General features: G+C 64.9%; 13 protein-coding genes. 11 read left to right on the top strand and 2 right to left on the bottom strand.

The genetic code is table 11. From position 1 onward, the window contains the following. Positions 1–88: 88 nt before the first annotated feature. A complete protein-coding gene (locus tag HMPREF2635_RS07185) occupies positions 89–1,360 on the top strand; it encodes a carboxylesterase family protein (RefSeq protein ID WP_070513610.1) in 1,272 nt (423 codons plus the stop codon). Here HMPREF2635_RS07185 and idi read toward each other — a convergent pair. Continuing rightward, on the bottom strand, positions 1,357–1,881 hold the full coding sequence (idi, locus tag HMPREF2635_RS07180) for an isopentenyl-diphosphate Delta-isomerase (RefSeq protein WP_070513613.1): 525 nt from the start codon (positions 1,879–1,881) through the stop codon (positions 1,357–1,359). The two genes, HMPREF2635_RS07185 and idi, sit on opposite strands and share 4 nt — an antisense overlap. Beyond that, the gene (locus tag HMPREF2635_RS07175) at positions 1,878–2,414 is read right to left on the bottom strand and encodes a hypothetical protein (protein WP_046649026.1); all 537 of its coding nucleotides are present in this window, start codon (positions 2,412–2,414) and stop codon (positions 1,878–1,880) included. Before HMPREF2635_RS07175 ends, idi begins: the two co-directional genes overlap by 4 nt. Before the next feature lie 90 nt (positions 2,415–2,504). Here HMPREF2635_RS07175 and HMPREF2635_RS07170 point away from each other — a divergent pair, with 90 nt between their 5' ends. From HMPREF2635_RS07170 to HMPREF2635_RS07125, 10 genes are read left to right on the top strand one after another with little or no spacing between them, the layout of a single operon-like run. Continuing rightward, positions 2,505–4,337 carry an ABC transporter ATP-binding protein gene (locus HMPREF2635_RS07170; RefSeq protein ID WP_070513616.1) on the top strand — a complete coding sequence of 611 codons (1,833 nt, stop codon included), beginning with the start codon at positions 2,505–2,507 and terminating at the stop codon, positions 4,335–4,337. A 10-nt stretch (positions 4,338–4,347) separates the two neighbouring features. Continuing rightward, positions 4,348–5,445, top strand: a complete 1,098-nt coding sequence (locus HMPREF2635_RS07165; protein ID WP_070513619.1) for a MalY/PatB family protein — start codon at positions 4,348–4,350, stop codon at positions 5,443–5,445. A 38-nt stretch (positions 5,446–5,483) separates the two neighbouring features. Next, entirely contained in the window at positions 5,484–6,824 is a 1,341-nt protein-coding gene (brnQ, locus tag HMPREF2635_RS07160) for a branched-chain amino acid transport system II carrier protein (RefSeq protein WP_070513621.1), read from the top strand. 3 nt (positions 6,825–6,827) lie between these two features. After that, positions 6,828–7,808, top strand: coding sequence for an LLM class flavin-dependent oxidoreductase (locus HMPREF2635_RS07155; protein WP_070513624.1), 981 nt, complete (start codon positions 6,828–6,830; stop codon positions 7,806–7,808). Between the two features lie 51 nt (positions 7,809–7,859). Continuing rightward, on the top strand, positions 7,860–8,615 hold the full coding sequence (locus tag HMPREF2635_RS07150) for a GntR family transcriptional regulator (protein WP_070513627.1): 756 nt from the start codon (positions 7,860–7,862) through the stop codon (positions 8,613–8,615). Further along, positions 8,615–10,033, top strand: a complete 1,419-nt coding sequence (locus HMPREF2635_RS07145; RefSeq protein ID WP_070513630.1) for an ABC transporter substrate-binding protein — start codon at positions 8,615–8,617, stop codon at positions 10,031–10,033. Before HMPREF2635_RS07150 ends, HMPREF2635_RS07145 begins: the two co-directional genes overlap by 1 nt. Next, positions 10,030–10,935, top strand: a complete 906-nt coding sequence (locus tag HMPREF2635_RS07140; RefSeq protein WP_070821487.1) for an ABC transporter permease — start codon at positions 10,030–10,032, stop codon at positions 10,933–10,935. The genes HMPREF2635_RS07145 and HMPREF2635_RS07140 overlap by 4 nt, the downstream gene beginning before the upstream one ends. Continuing rightward, positions 10,932–11,690 carry an ABC transporter permease gene (locus HMPREF2635_RS07135; RefSeq protein ID WP_070545483.1) on the top strand — a complete coding sequence of 253 codons (759 nt, stop codon included), beginning with the start codon at positions 10,932–10,934 and terminating at the stop codon, positions 11,688–11,690. Before HMPREF2635_RS07140 ends, HMPREF2635_RS07135 begins: the two co-directional genes overlap by 4 nt. After that, entirely contained in the window at positions 11,674–12,894 is a 1,221-nt protein-coding gene (locus HMPREF2635_RS07130; protein WP_070821486.1) for an ATP-binding cassette domain-containing protein, read from the top strand. Before HMPREF2635_RS07135 ends, HMPREF2635_RS07130 begins: the two co-directional genes overlap by 17 nt. Continuing rightward, entirely contained in the window at positions 12,866–14,503 is a 1,638-nt protein-coding gene (locus HMPREF2635_RS07125; protein ID WP_070513637.1) for an FUSC family protein, read from the top strand. The genes HMPREF2635_RS07130 and HMPREF2635_RS07125 overlap by 29 nt, the downstream gene beginning before the upstream one ends. The last annotated feature ends 133 nt before the right edge of the window (positions 14,504–14,636 follow it).

The raw sequence follows: 14,636 nt of genomic DNA, 5'->3' as shown, positions 1-14,636 counted from the left end.
GGCACCGCCGTGACGGCGAGCACCGCCATTTGCACCCACACCGGCGCCTGCACGAGCCATTCCATGCCCTCAGGGTAGCCTGTTGTGCATGAGCCGTGCACCTTTCACTGTCACCTGCCCCGCGGGCACCATCACCGGCTACCTCGATGAGGACGTGGCCCATTTCCATTCCATCGAGTACTCCCACATCCCCGGGGATTTTGAGAACCCCGAACCCGCACCGCCACGTGACCAGGATGCGCGCACCCCGCACCCGGAGAAGATCGCGCTGACCATCACCGCCCCCGCGCCCGGCAGCCGCGCGACGTCCCTGGCGCCGACGTTGGTCTATATCCACGGCGGCCGCTATGAGCACGGTTCCCACGAGGATCCCCGCGCGGAGGGCACGCCGACCGCACAGGCGGGCATCGTCCACGTGCAACTGGGCTATCGCGTTGGGCTGCCGGGGCTTGCCCGTTTTCGTGATGACGAGCCCGACCGCTACCGCGCCATCGAGGACCTGCAGTTGGGCTTGGAATGGATCCAGAACAACATCGAGGCATTCGGCGGCGATCCCACCAACGTCACCATCCTGGGCCAGTCCGCCGGCGCCAACGCCGTACTGTGGCTGTGCCGGCGCGACCACTACCGAGGGGCGTTTCGGCGAGCGCTAGCTCTGTCCCCTGGTTTCCCGCGAGAGAGCTTCGAGGAGCGCAGTGCCACTCTGCGCCAGGTGATGAAAAAGCCCATCACGCGTTCCTCCCTGGCGGCGATGAGCCAGGAGGAGCTCGCCGCCGGCTACGCCAAGTTCCGCAAGAAGTACAGCCTCGATATGGCGCTGGGCCCCACCCCGCTGGAGTGTGGGCAGCTTGCCGACGTCCCCCTCATCCTCGCCAGCACCCGCGACGAGTTCTACAACATCCCAGCCACGCAGAAGGTCGACCGCTCCCCTTTCCGTGCCCTCATCCTGCGCTATGCGGCGCCGCGCTTCGGCTTTCCCCGCAACGGTTTCACACCCTGGTATCAGGTGGCGCAGCACATGGACAAGGACCGCCCGATGGGCCGAATGGTGGGCGATTCCATCATCCGCCGGTGGGCGGCCGAAGTGGCGGAGAAGGCTCCGGGGAAGACCTGGATGGTGGAATTTACCCGATCCTCGGGCCCGGCCCTGCACTGCGAGGAGCTGCGTCCGCTCTTCGGCAGGACGCCGCTGGCCCAGTGGCTGCAGGACTTTGTGCGCACAGGCGAGCCCGGATTCGAGGCCTACCGCCCGGAGCACGCTATCTGGGAGTACAACCTGGATAACGACGAGCATCGCGTGGCGTATTCCAGCTTGGATTATATTTCGGCGGCCTTTGCCCAGGACGGCAGCTTGCTCTAGGCCAGAAGGGCCGCGCGCAGCGGCTCGTGGGTCAGCTCCTCCACCATCCACGGGCTAAAGGCAAAAGGTGTGGCGTCGACGGCAGCGAGCACATCGCGCACCGGCGCCCACGCGAAGGAGTCAACCTCCTCCGGGTTGGGCGTCGGATCGTCTTCGGTCTCGAAGAGGTAGACCGGGCAGATTTCATTTTCCACCACGCCGGAGGAATCCACCGCGCGGTAAGCAAAGTCCGGCAGCACCAAACGCGGCGTACCGGTCAGCCCAAGCTCGAAGCGGCCGCGGCGCACGACGGCGTCGCCAGTCGGCTCGTCGGGGCCCGGGTGCCCACAGAAGGAATTGGTCCACACGCCGGGCCAGGTCAGCTTGGACAGGGCTCGGCGGGTCAGCAGCAGCTGGCCATCGCGTACCACCCACGCGGAAAAGGCAAAATGCAGCGGGGTATCTGCGGTGTGTACGGCGGCCTTGTCAGCGGTGCCGGCGGGCTTGCCCTCCGGCGAGGCTAGAACGACGAGTTCCGTCATAGATTGAGGTCTCCTACGTAGCGCACGTTGCCGATGCTAAAGCGCGCGTTCCACAAGTTTCCGGGGGCAACGTTATAGACATACTGAAGGTTGGTGGACGCACCGGCGCCCAGCGGGTGATCCAAGCCCGGCGCGGCTAGGTCCACGTTGACCTCCGGGTCATAAGGGACAGGATCCACGGTGGCCCAGCCGCCGTTGCCGTCGGCGCGCTCGAGGGTGGGTTCCGCAAGGGCGTCGGCAGGCAGGGGCACCTCGTTGAGGTTGTGAATCTTCACCGTCAGCACCGTTCCACCGCCGCCGGAGTACAGCCCCTGGAGCTCGAACTCCACGTTGAGCCCCTCATCTTTGACGGGTGCCGCCAGGTTGGAGGTGACCTCATGAGCATCTACATCCTTGGCCTCAAAGGTCGGCGGCTCCGAGCTAGACACCACGATGTTGTCCTGCGGGCCCACGTCCGGCGGCTGGAGGATGCTGCAGCCTGATAGAGCAGCCAGGCACAGCGGGGCGCACGCTAGGGGGAGGTATTTCTTCACCGCGGATCCTTTTCCATCACGACTTCGGTTTCTCCCCTACCTTAGTCGACGGGTTGGATATTCCTATTAAGGGCGTAACATCGGCCGGCGATGAACTCTATTCTCCGCATCGTCCGCAGCGCATCCGCCCTGTGGCCGTTTTATCTTGGCGTCCTTATCACCGCGTCAGTCACCGCGATTCTCTCGCTGCTGACCCCATTTATCCTCCGCGAGGCCACCGACACCGTCGTCGCGGGCGGCCCGCTGCGCACCATCCTGTGGTGGGTCGTGGCACTCTTTGTGGCGGATGCGCTGGGCAACGTCGTGAAGAATATCGGCGGCTATATCGGCGATGTCATGGTCGCACGCCTGCGCCAGATTCTTTCGACGCGCTACTTTGCCAAGCTGCTCTCCGTGCCGCAGGGCTACTACGATAACCAGGTCACCGGCACCATCATAGCGCGCTTGGACCGCTCGATTGCGAATATCACGCAATTCCTGCAGTCCTTCTCCAATAACTTCTTCGTCATGCTCATCCAGGCCGCCGCAGTCCTGGTCATCACCGCGGTGTACTACTGGCCGCTGGCCATCCTGCTGTCCGCGCTCTTCCCTATCTATATGTGGCTCACCGCGCTGACCTCGGAGCGCTGGCAGGAGTTTGAGGCCATCAAGAACGAAAACATCGACGTGGCCAATGGGCGCTTCGCGGAGGTCATCGGCCAGGTGAAGGTGACTAAGTCCTTCGTCGCTGAGGCCCGCGAGTTGGCCTCCTTCGGTTCGCGCTACCGCACGGTGGTGGATACCACGAAGCCGCAGTCGCGCTGGTGGCATTCCATGGATACCGCTCGCGGCGCGGCCATGGCGCTGATCTTCTTAGGCATCTATGGCCTGATCTTCTGGCGCACCTTGGAGGGACACTTCTCCATCGGTGACATGGTCATGCTCCTGCAGCTGGTAAACATGGCTAAGCAGCCGGTGTTCATGATGAGCTGGATCGTGGATGTCAGCCAGCGCGCCATCGCCGGCTCCAAGGATTACTTCAAGGTCATGGAGGAAGTCCCGGAGCCCACGGTCAACCCGCAGCTGGTCGCCGCCGCTGAAACCTCCGACGTGCCGGAGCTCGACCTCACCCCGGCCGAGCCGCTGCGCCCGACCGAAGGCCCGGTCTTTGCCTTCGAGGACGTGTCCTTCTCCTATGAATCGGATAAGCCGGTCGTCGCCGATATCACCTTCGCCGCCCAGGAAGGCCATAAGGTGGCACTCGTCGGTGAGTCCGGCGGCGGCAAGTCCACCTTGGTCAACCTCCTGTTGGGCCTCTACCAGCCCACGGAGGGAAAACTGACGGTACTGGGCCACGACGCCGCGGAACTTACTGCGGAGCGCCTGCGCGCCTCGGTCGGCGTGGTCTTCCAGGAGTCCTACCTCTTCTCCGGCACCATTCGGGAAAACATCGCTTATGGCAAGCCGGGGGCGACGATGGAGGAGATCGTGGACGTCGCCAAGCGCGCCAATGCACACGGCTTCATCGAAGAATTCCCCGATGGCTACGACACCGTCATCGGCGAGCGCGGCCTTAAGCTCTCCGGCGGGCAGAAGCAACGCGTGGCCGTGGCGCGCGCCATGCTGAAAGACGCCCCCATCCTCGTCCTCGACGAGGCCACCTCGGCGCTGGACACCAAGGCCGAGCGCGCCGTGCAGGCGGGTCTGGACGAGCTAATGAAGGACCGCACCACGCTCATCATCGCGCACCGCCTGTCCACCATCGCGGACGTGGACACCATCATCACCCTGGACCGCGGCCGCATCTCCGAGATCGGCTCGCCGGCGGAGCTAGCCCAGTCCGGCGGAATCTACGCTGAACTGCTGCGCCTGACCCAATCCGCCTCCGCCGCCGACCGGCAGCGATTGAAAAAATACGGATTCGTCCAAGCCACCGACGAGTAAGGTGGGACGCATGCGTTTCCCTAGCCTGAAAGAACTCTCTGCCCGCGGCACCCGCAAGTGGACCGTCTATGACGAAGACGTCATCCCGCTGTGGATCGCCGAATCAGACTTCCTCACCGCGCCGGCGGTCAAGGAGGCCATCCAGGAGGCGGTCGACGCCGAATCCTTCGGCTACACCCCAGCGCCCAGGGCCTCCGAGCTCAACGCGGCAATAGCAGATTTCTACGAATCGCGCTACGGCTGGCGCCCAGAACACGTCTTCTGGATCGGGGATGTGGTGCGCGGCTTGTTGCTCGGCGTGCAGTACTTTACCGAAGGCGCGGTGGCCGTGCCGGTTCCCTCCTACCCGCCGCTGCTGGAGCTGCCGGAGACCGCCGGGCGCGAGAAGATTGAAACCACGCTGGAGCTCGACGATATCGAGCGCGCCTTCCAGGCCGGCGCCGGCTCCATCCTGCTCTCCCACCCCTATAACCCGCTGGGCATTGTCTTTGATGAGGACTGGCTGCGAGGGCTGGTGGAGCTGGCGGAGAAGTACGATGCCCGCATCCTCTCCGATGAGATCCACGCCCCGCTGGTCTACGAAGGCCGCCACATCCCGCTCGGCGCTTTGTCCGACCGCGTTATTACCGTCACCGCCACGTCCAAGGCGTGGAACACCGCGGGCTTGAAGTGCGCGCAGGTGATCTTCTCCAACACCGCGGACGTCGAGCGCTGGAACTCGCTGACCGGCGTGGCCAAGGACGGCACCGGCACGCTCGGCGTGCTGGCGGCAGAGGCAGCCTACCGCCACGGCAGCGAGTTCCTCGACGAGGAAATCGAGTATCTGAAGAAGACCCGCGACTGGCTGGTGGAGGAGCTGCCCAAGCGCGTGCCGGGATTGAAGACCTCCCACCCGCAGGCCACCTACCTGCTGTGGTTGGACTTTAGCGAGACCGCCATTGCGGATGACCCGAAGCCCGCGGCCTGGGTGCGCGAGCACGCCAAGGTAGCCCTCAACGAGGGTGTCACCTTCGGTACGGGCGGCGAGCATCATGCCCGTCTTAATTTCGCAACCTCACGTGAGCTGCTGGAAGAGGCACTCGACCGGCTGGAGAAAGCATTTAGCTAAAATTTACATCTCATGCCATGGGCATTATCCTTAGAAAAATGTCCATAAATGACGTTCAGGCCCCCGCCCAGTCCGCTTCAAAGACGAGCTCGCCCATCGGCATCGTGATCGTTGCCTCCCTCATGCTCTTCTCCATGTTCTTCGGAGCGGGCAACCTCATCTTCCCGCCGGAGGTCGGTGTCTCCTCCGGCACCAACTTCTGGCCGGCCACCTTGGGCTTCCTCGCCGCCGGCGTGGCACTGCCGGTCTTAGCGGTGATCGCGGTGGCCATTTCCGGTCAATCCGTGCGAGACATCGGAAACCACGGCGGCAAGATCTTCGGCGTGGCCTTCTCCGTCATCGCCTACCTGGCCATCGGTGCCTTCTACGCCCTGCCGCGCACCGGCGCGGTGTCCATGGAGACTGCGATTACCCCGCTGCTTGGCTGGGAGGGCACCTTTGCCAACGGCGCCTTCAACGTCGTCTTCTTCCTCATCGCTTTGGCCCTGGCCTGGCGCCCGAATGACATCATCGACACCCTAGGAAAGTTCCTGACCCCGGCACTGGTCATCCTGCTCGCCGTCCTCATCACCCTCGCTACCGTGGCGAATCCCCGCGTTCCCGGCACCCCGACTGAGGAGTACGCTTCCGCGCCCTTCGTCACGGGTCTCTTTGAGGGCTACAACACCATGGACGCCATCGCCGGCCTGGCTTTCTCCATCGTCATCGTGACCTCGCTGCGTTCCAAGGGCTTCTCCACCGACCGGGCGCTGCTGCGCGGAACCATCACTTCCACCGTCATCGCCGGCGCGCTGCTCGCCGCCATTTATCTGGGCCTGGCGTGGATCGGCCAAACTATGCCGAACGGTGCCTCCTACGATTCCGGCGCCGCCTTGCTTGCCGACGCCTCCAATCTCACCATGGGCAACGTCGGCCAGGCCGTCTTCTCCGCCATCGTCATCCTGGCGTGTATGACCACCGCCGTGGGCCTGATTTCCGCTACCTCGGAGTTCTTCGCCATGCTGGTACCGAAGACCACCTACCACTTCTGGGCTTGCTTGTTTACCGCACTGTCCATCGCCTTCGCCTTCCAGGGTCTGGACACGGTGCTTGCCATCGCGGTGCCCTTCATCGTGTTCTTGTACCCGCCGGCTATCTCGTTGATCGCGCTGACGCTTCTGCAGCCGGCGGTCAAGAAGTGGGTCACCTTCTACTGGGGATTCCGCTTGGCGCTGTGGGTTTCCGTGCTGTGGTCCGCCGCCACCTCCTTCGGTGTGCCGCTTGATTTCTCCCCTGGCCAAGACGTTGGTTTGGGCTGGGTGGTTCCCACGCTCCTCGCATTTGCCATCGGCGTTATCATCGACGTTGTATCTACATCCTCGTCGAAGAAAAGTGAGTAGTCCATGACGCCTCGCGCGGCTCTATCCATCCTCGATTTCTGCACCATTTATGAGGGGGAGACCCCTTCTCAGTCCATGGCTAGGTCGGTCGAACTAGCGCAACGCGCGGAGGCTTTGGGGTTTAAGCGCATGTGGTACACCGAGCACCACAACATGCCCTCCATTTCTTCCTCCTCCCCGGCGGTGCTCATCGCACACATCGGCGCGAAGACCGAGCGCATCCGCTTGGGCTCCGGCGGCGTCATGCTGCCGAACCACGCGCCCTATGTTATCGCTGAACAATTCGGAACCCTCGCCGAGCTCTACCCCGGCCGCATCGACTTAGGCTTGGGCCGCGCACCCGGCACCGATATGAAGACCTTGGGCCGCGCCCTGCGCCGCGATAGAAACGCCGCCGAGCGTTTCCCCGAGGACGTCAAGGAGTTGCAAGGCTACCTTTCCGGCAAATCTCTCGTCCCCGGTGTGCAGGCTATCCCCGGCCACGGCACGAACGTGCCGATTTACATCCTGGGCTCCTCGCTTTTCGGTGCCTCGCTGGCCGCCAAGTTCGGGCTGCCTTATGCCTTCGCCTCGCACTTCGCCCCGCAGCACTTGGAAGCCGCCACGGCGTATTACCGCGAGAATTACCAGCCTTCCGAAGCCCACCCCGAACCCTATGTCATCGCCGGCGTCAACGTCACCGCGGGGGATGACGCAGAAGAGGAATTCGAAAAGGTCTGCTTCCGCCGCGTGAAGGCCTTCGTCAGCCGCGGCAGGCAGCTCAGCGACGACGACGTCGCCCGCATCATCGACTCCCCTCAGGGCCAGCAAATCATCAGCATGCTGCAGTACTCCGCTGTCGGAAATGTAGAGCACGTGCGCGAGTATCTCACCGACTTCCAGAAGTTGGCTCAGGCGGACGAACTCATGATTTCCCTGCAATCCACAAGCCACAAGGCCGCGTTGGGTAACATGAGTAACCTGGCGCGCGCGTGGCAATTGTAGGCGTACGCGCATCGTTGCCCGTCACAGCGTTTTACATAGAGGAGGATCCCTGTGGCCCTTCGCGGTACTCAGCAGCACAGCATTATCGCTGACTACCTGCGCACCCTCATTCGCAGCAAGAAACTTTCTCCTGGCGATTTCCTGCCCAGCGAGGCCGAGCTCTGCGAGCAATTCTCCTCCTCCCGCGGCCCGGTGCGCCAAGCCGTCGCGGCTTTGCGCTCGGAAGGGCTCATCTCCTCCGGCCGTGGCCGCCGCTCCGTCGTCCTCGGCCGTTTTACCTCGGAGTCCTTCGATTCCATTTACTCCGTGACGCACTGGCTGCGCGAGCGCGGCTTCGAGCCCGGCGCGTCCACGTTGTGGCTGGGGCGCTGCCCTGCTACCGATAGGGAGGCCGAGTTCCTGCGGGTAGAAACCGGCTCCCCCGTTATCTTTGTGCACCGCGTGCGCAGCGCCAACGGCATGCCCATCGCCATCGAGCGCATGTTCTTCCCACTGGACGTGGGCAGCCAGATCCTCAGCTTCGATGCCGACAATGAGTCCATCCACGATCACCTGCGCAAGCAGGGTGTGGACTTCGACAGCGTCAACCGCGAGCTCTCCCTTGCCTACGCCAGCGAGGAAGATGCGCGCTCCCTCAACGTCGAACCCGGCACCCCGTTGTGGCGCCTCCACTTAGACATTTCGGATCACTCCGGGCATCCCGTCGAGTGCACCGAAATCCTGTACCTCGGGGACCGCATGACGCTTGGTATGACGAACGTGCGCGGCACCACGTCCCCGCTCGAGGTCAAGCTGTCGGAAGGATGATGAGGGCCTGGATTGGTGCGCTGGGGGTGGTCGTGGGGGCGTCGTTAAGCGCGTGTTCTGCTGGCTCCACGGCAGTGGTTGATTCTGATTCCGCCGCGCTGACGCTGGCCACCACGACGCCGGCGACCTCCCTGGATTTCACCACCGTCGGCGGCGCCGCCATCCCGGCAGCACTCATGAGCAACGTCTACGAAACCCTGGTGCGCATCTCCCCGGAAGGAGAGATTGTCCCCGGGCTCGCCGAGTCCTGGGAGGTCGAGTCCACGCGCTACACCTTCCACCTGCGTGAGGCTTCCTTCTCCAACGGCGAGGCTTTCACCGCGCACACCGCCGCGTGGTCCATCAACGCGGTGAAGACGGAGTGGACGAACGGCATTAGCGCCCAGATGGACGTGGTGGAATCCGCCACGGCTGTCGATGATCACACGCTCCTCGTCACCCTAAGCCGTCCCTCCGCTGGGTGGTTATGGTCCATGGGCACCGCTATTGGCGCGATGCGCACCCCCACCGAAGCGGTGGGCACCGGCCCCTTTGCCGTCGCGGGCTTCTCCCCCAACGAATACATCGCGCTGCGCGCCCGCCCGGACTACTGGGGCACCCCGGCGAAGGAAGACATCACCATCCGCTACTTCCCGGATTCCCTCACCGCGGTTAACGCGCTGCGCTCCGGCGGGGTGGATGCGGTATGGGGCGTGCAGAACCCCGAGCTGCTCGACACCCTCGATGACTCCATCGAGACCGCCGTGGGCACCACGAACGGTGAGGTGCTGCTGTCCATGAATAACCAGGCAGCGCCTTTCGACGACCCCCGCGTGCGCCGCGCCGTGGCCTATGGCATCGACCGCCGGGCCGCCAACGAGATCCTCTGGGAAGGCCGCGCGCAGGACACTGGCGGAGCACCCGTCCCGCCCACTGACCCCTGGTTTAGCGGGAAGGACTACTACCCCTATGAGCCTGCGCGCGCCCGCGCGCTGATGGAGGAGGCCGGCGCGGTGGGCACGCCGCTCACTCTCACGGTGCCGAGCCTGCCCTATGCACAAACGCTCTCCGAGTTCCTCTACTCGCAGCTCACAGAGATGGGCTTTGAGGTCACGCTGGAAACCGCGGAGTTCCCCGCGGTGTGGCTGAGCCAAGTCATGGGCGCCAAGGACTATCAGATGTCGCTCGTCGCGCACGTCGAGCCGCGCGATATCCCCACCATCTTTGGCAACCCGGACTATTACCTCGGCTATGATTCGCCGCAGGCCCGCACGCTGTTGGAGCAGGATGACATGACAGGGGCCGTGGACCAGATCATGGAGGACATGCCTGCCCTGACGCTGATGAATATGCCCAATATCGTGCTCTACCGCGAAGGCCTAACTGGCCTGCAGCCGAACCAAATCACCGATGCCATTGAATTGCGAGGGGTGCGATGAGAATACTGCGCTTCCTCGGCACCATGTGGGCCGCCTCCATCATCATCTTCCTGCTCATGCGGGCCGTGCCCGGCAACCCGGCGCGCGTGGCCTTGGGCGTCAACGCCACCGATGAATCCGTGGCGGAGCTGACCCACGCCATGGGCCTGGACCGCCCGCTTCTCGTGCAATACCTGGAGTGGATGAAAGGGCTGTTGACCGGCAACTTCGGCGTCTCGCTGTCCTCGCAGCAGGACATCACCCCGCTGGTGATTGACCGCGCGCAGGTCACACTGTTGCTCATCGGGCTGGCCATCGCCCTCGCGCTGGCCGGGGCTATCCCCATGGGCATCCTGCTCGCCCGCTTTCGCCTCCCCGTGCTCAATGCCGCCACGCAGCTGGGCATCGCGGTACCGAGCTTCCTCGTCGGTATTTTGCTGGTTGCCGTGTTCTCCGTGCACCTGGGATGGCTGCCGGCCAACGGCTGGCAGCTGCCTCGCGAGGGTTTGAGCCACCTCGTGCTTCCCGTCATCTCGCTGGCGCTGGTGCAAGGAGCGATGCTCACCCGCTACGTGCGCGCCACCCTCCGCGAGGAAATGGACAAGGACTATATCCGCACCGCCCGCTCCCTGGGTGAATCCCGCACCGGGGCGCTGATCCGTCACGGACTGCGCAATGCCGCCCTGCCGGTGCTCACCGTCACCGGCGTGCAGCTGAGCACCCTGGTGGTGGGCGCGGTGGTCATCGAGAACGTCTTCGTCATCCCAGGTCTTGGCTCAATGCTTCTCGACGCCGTCTCCACCCGCGACCTCACCACCGTCCAGACCCTCATCATGGTCTTCGTGACCTTCACGCTGACCGTCAACCTGCTCACGGATCTGGCCTACCGGGTCATCGATCCGCGGCTGAAGGAGGCGCGATGAAACCCGGCTATATTCTGGTGGGCCTGACCATCCTGCTCGCTATGGTCTCCCTGGTGTGGACGCCCTATGACCCGAACCTCATCTCCCCAGACCGCCTGGCCGGCCCCAGCCTGGAGCACCTCATGGGCACCGACCGCTTCGGGCGCGATACCTTCTCCCGCATCCTCGCCGGCGCCCAGATCACCGTGCTGGTGGGCGTGGTGGCGGTGGCCATCGCCGCCCTCATCGGGGTACCGCTGGGCATTATCGCCGGGATGCGCGGTGGTGGCTTCATCATGGCGGCCACCGACCTGCTGCTCGCCTTCCCCGCGCTCCTTCTGGCCATCGTCGCCGGCGCGGTGTGGGGCTCGTCGACGCTCACGGCGACCATCGCCATCGGCATCGCCGGCATCCCCTCCTTCATCCGGGTCACGCGCTCGGGCACGCTGCAAATCATGACGCAGGACTATATCGCCGCCGCCCGCATCTCGCGCGTGCCGCCGGCGCTCATCGCGTGGCGCCACGTCCTACCCAACCTCGGCGGCATCGTGGCCATCCAGGCCTCCGTCTACTTTGCGTTGGCCGTCCTCGCCGAAGCCGGCCTCTCCTACCTCGGCCTGGGCACTGCCCCGCCGACCGCCTCGTGGGGTCGCATGCTGCACGACGCCCAACCCCTCCTGGCCACCCACCCCCTCCAAGCGCTGTGGCCCGGGCTGGCCATCGCCGGCACCGTCCTCGGATTCAACCTGCTAGGAAGCCATGCTGACCGTCACTGATCTGCGCGTGGGCCCCGTCGGCCCCCTCTCCTTTTCCATCGCACCCGGCGAGCGCGTCGGCCTCATCGGCGATTCCGGCAGCGGCAAGTCCCTCACCGCCCTAGCCATCATGGGGCTGTTGCCCGACCACTTGCAGGCCACCGGCTCCATCCGCTTCAACGGCCAGGAGTTGCTGGGCATGCGCGACCGCGACCTGCGCAAGCTGCCGCTGGCCATGGTCTTCCAAGAGCCCATGACCGCGCTCGACCCGCTGATGAAGGTGCCCGGTTTCAACCGCTTCCCGCACCAGCTTTCCGGTGGGCAGCGCCAGCGCGCGCTCATCGAGATGGCCATGGCCCGCCACCCCAAGCTGCTCATCTGCGATGAGCCAACCACCGCCCTGGATCCCTTCACCCAGGAGGAGATCCTCTCCACCATCGTGGATGCCGCGGATAAGGAGGATACGGCGCTGCTGTTTATTAGCCATGACCGGGACGTCGTCAAGCGCGTGTGCGACCGCGTCGTGCGCATCGGCGAGCTCACCACTCCCGACCTCACCCCGCCGCCCATGCCCACCCTGGGCGACCCCGTCATCGAGCTGCAGAACGTGACCAAGGCCTACCACGGGGTGACCGCGCTGGACGACGTCTCCCTCACCGTCCGCGAGGGCGAGCGCCTCGGCATCGTCGGCGGTTCCGGCTCCGGCAAATCCACGCTGCTCAAGCTTCTCACGGGGCTGGCGCAGCCGACCTCGGGGACGGTGGCGGTGAAGAAGCGGGTGCACATGGTCTTCCAGGACCCCAAGGGCTCGCTCAACCCGCGCATGCCCATCTGGAAGATCGTGGCCGAGGGCGGCGGGACGCGCGAAGAGGCCGAGGCCGTGCTGCGTGAGGTCGGCATCGATGGCTTCGAGCGCTATCCCCGGGACTTCTCCGGCGGGCAGCGCCAACGTATTTCGCTGGCGCGCGCCGTGGTGGGCAAGCCGGAGATCCTGCTGGCGGATGAGGCCGTCTCGGCACTGGACGCCACCTCGCGAGCCCAGGTCCTCGAGTTGCTGCAGCGCGTGACGAAGGACATGACGCTGGTTTTTGTCTCCCACGACATTGACGTCGTGCGCCACTTGTGCCCCACGGTGGCGGTCTTGCAGGACGGCCGGCTGGTCGAGCGCGGCGAAGCGAGTAAGGTGTTCTCCCGATATGGAACACCCTCTGCCACAACGTCCTAACGCCCTTCAGCTCTTTACCGCCTTTAACACCTCCGCGCGCCGCTGGCCCGGTGCCCTGCGCGCGGCGTTGGCGATCATTATCCCCGGCGGGATCGCTGTAGCGACAGGCCACCCGGATGCGGTGCTGCTCATTTCCGCCGGCGCCTTCTCCGTCATCTACGGCGAGGGACACCCCTACCGCACCCGGCGCCACGTGATCCTGACGGCCGGTGGGTTGCTCACGCTGGCGGCCACAGCCGGCTCCCTCGTCGGGGTGCATGGCCTGGCGCTGTCCGCGGTGTTTACGGTGGCTCTGGCAACCATCGGCGCGTTCGTGCAGAATGCGCTGCGGCTGCCGCCACCGGGTTCCTTCTTCATCGTGATGGTGGCCGGTGGTTCCACAATGCTGCGCGGGGTCTCGCCGTGGGAGGTGGCCGCGTGGAGCCTGGCCGGCGTGGCGGCCGGCTACGTGCTGGGCATGCTGCCGCGTTTCCGGGATCCGCACGGCCCGGAGACCCGCGCGGTGGCCGCGCTGGAAAAGGCCGCCGAGGCCTTCGTGAACTCCGATAGCGATTTCTTGGCCCGCCACCACCAGGCGCAGTCTGCTATTTCCACCGCCTGGCAAGCGCTTGCCGACGCCGGCGTCATCCGCGGCGGCCGCATCCGCCACCCCGCCCAGGCGGAGCTGGTACACCGCGCCCTGGCGGCCCAGCAGCGCATCGTGGCGCACCACAAGCAGGTGGGCGGCAACTCGGATGAGCTGTCTGATTCCCCCACCTACGTGGACCCGGACCGCACCACCATCCCGCACACCAAGCCGACGATGCGCTACCGCTTCTACCGCGCCGCGGTGGGCAATTCCCACGCGGTGGTGACGGCGGAAAAGATCGCGCTCGGTGGCCTGGCCACCGCGTTCATTGGCATGGCGCTGGGGCTCAACCGCCCGGACTGGGGCGCGGTCTCGGTGCTCCTGCTCTTGCAGTGGGGGCCGGACCGGGTTCCGGGAACGATTCGCGGTGTGCAACGTATGCTGGGCTCCGTCTTAGGAGTGTGCGTCTTTGCGCTCATTGCGTCCTTCAGCCCGCACGGCTGGGGGTTGGTGCTCGCGCTGGCCTTCTGCCAGTTCTGCGCAGAGATTCTGGTGGTGAAGAACTACGCGCTGTGCGTTATCTTCTCCACGCCGCTCGCTTTGCTCATGGGCAACTCTTCGGAGCACATGGCCCACACCATCGGCTCGCGCATGGCGGAGATTGGACTCTCCGTGGTCGTGGCGATGCTCTTCCTGTGGCTGTGGAAGCCGCGCGCCCAGCTGACCAACCACTACCGCCTGCAAACGCGCTGCTTCGAGGCGATGGCCGCCCTGCTCGGCGCGCTACTCATCAAGACCCCCGAGGAAGCGCTGGCACAGCGGCGCGACCTGCACTACGAGCTGCTCTCGGAACGGCGTAGCATCCAGTCGCTGGCGACCAACCACTCCGATATCAGCGAGTTCTGGGAGCGCCACACCGCCTTGCAACCGGCCGGCTACTTCCTCTTAGATTTCTGCGTGGTCAATCCGCTCTCGCAGCCCAGCCGCGCGGAATTGGACACGCTCATCGAGAAAATCACCGCAGCGGAAATGCGGTCCTGACCTCCTAGCACGGGCAACCCCCGGTTGCCCGCGAATCATTTCACCGACAGCAACAGGTTCGGATCGAGTACGTGTTCCTCCACGAGTTCGAAGAGCGCGAAGGCTTCCTCCAGCTCACGGACATTCTCATCAA

The organism is Corynebacterium sp. HMSC035E02, from assembly GCF_001836065.1.
Classification (GTDB): Bacteria; Actinomycetota; Actinomycetes; order Mycobacteriales; family Mycobacteriaceae; genus Corynebacterium; species Corynebacterium hiratae.
The sequence above is the reverse complement of the archived record's forward strand: the minus strand, read 5'-3'. Positions and strand labels throughout refer to the sequence as shown.

What these genes read in the sequence shown, in the direction of transcription:
- HMPREF2635_RS07135 (WP_070545483.1), top strand. Translation starts at nt 10,932, where the DNA reads ATGAAACCCGGCTATATTCTGGTGGGCCTGACCATCCTGCTCGCTATG.
- HMPREF2635_RS07185 (WP_070513610.1), top strand. Translation starts at nt 89, where the DNA reads ATGAGCCGTGCACCTTTCACTGTCACCTGCCCCGCGGGCACCATCACC.
- HMPREF2635_RS07145 (WP_070513630.1), top strand. Translation starts at nt 8,615, where the DNA reads ATGAGGGCCTGGATTGGTGCGCTGGGGGTGGTCGTGGGGGCGTCGTTA.
- HMPREF2635_RS07165 (WP_070513619.1), top strand. Translation starts at nt 4,348, where the DNA reads ATGCGTTTCCCTAGCCTGAAAGAACTCTCTGCCCGCGGCACCCGCAAG.
- HMPREF2635_RS07170 (WP_070513616.1), top strand. Translation starts at nt 2,505, where the DNA reads ATGAACTCTATTCTCCGCATCGTCCGCAGCGCATCCGCCCTGTGGCCG.
- HMPREF2635_RS07130 (WP_070821486.1), top strand. Translation starts at nt 11,674, where the DNA reads ATGCTGACCGTCACTGATCTGCGCGTGGGCCCCGTCGGCCCCCTCTCC.
- brnQ (WP_070513621.1), top strand. Translation starts at nt 5,484, where the DNA reads ATGTCCATAAATGACGTTCAGGCCCCCGCCCAGTCCGCTTCAAAGACG.
- HMPREF2635_RS07125 (WP_070513637.1), top strand. Translation starts at nt 12,866, where the DNA reads ATGGAACACCCTCTGCCACAACGTCCTAACGCCCTTCAGCTCTTTACC.
- idi (WP_070513613.1), bottom strand. Translation starts at nt 1,881, where the DNA reads ATGACGGAACTCGTCGTTCTAGCCTCGCCGGAGGGCAAGCCCGCCGGC.
- HMPREF2635_RS07140 (WP_070821487.1), top strand. Translation starts at nt 10,030, where the DNA reads ATGAGAATACTGCGCTTCCTCGGCACCATGTGGGCCGCCTCCATCATC.
- HMPREF2635_RS07155 (WP_070513624.1), top strand. Translation starts at nt 6,828, where the DNA reads ATGACGCCTCGCGCGGCTCTATCCATCCTCGATTTCTGCACCATTTAT.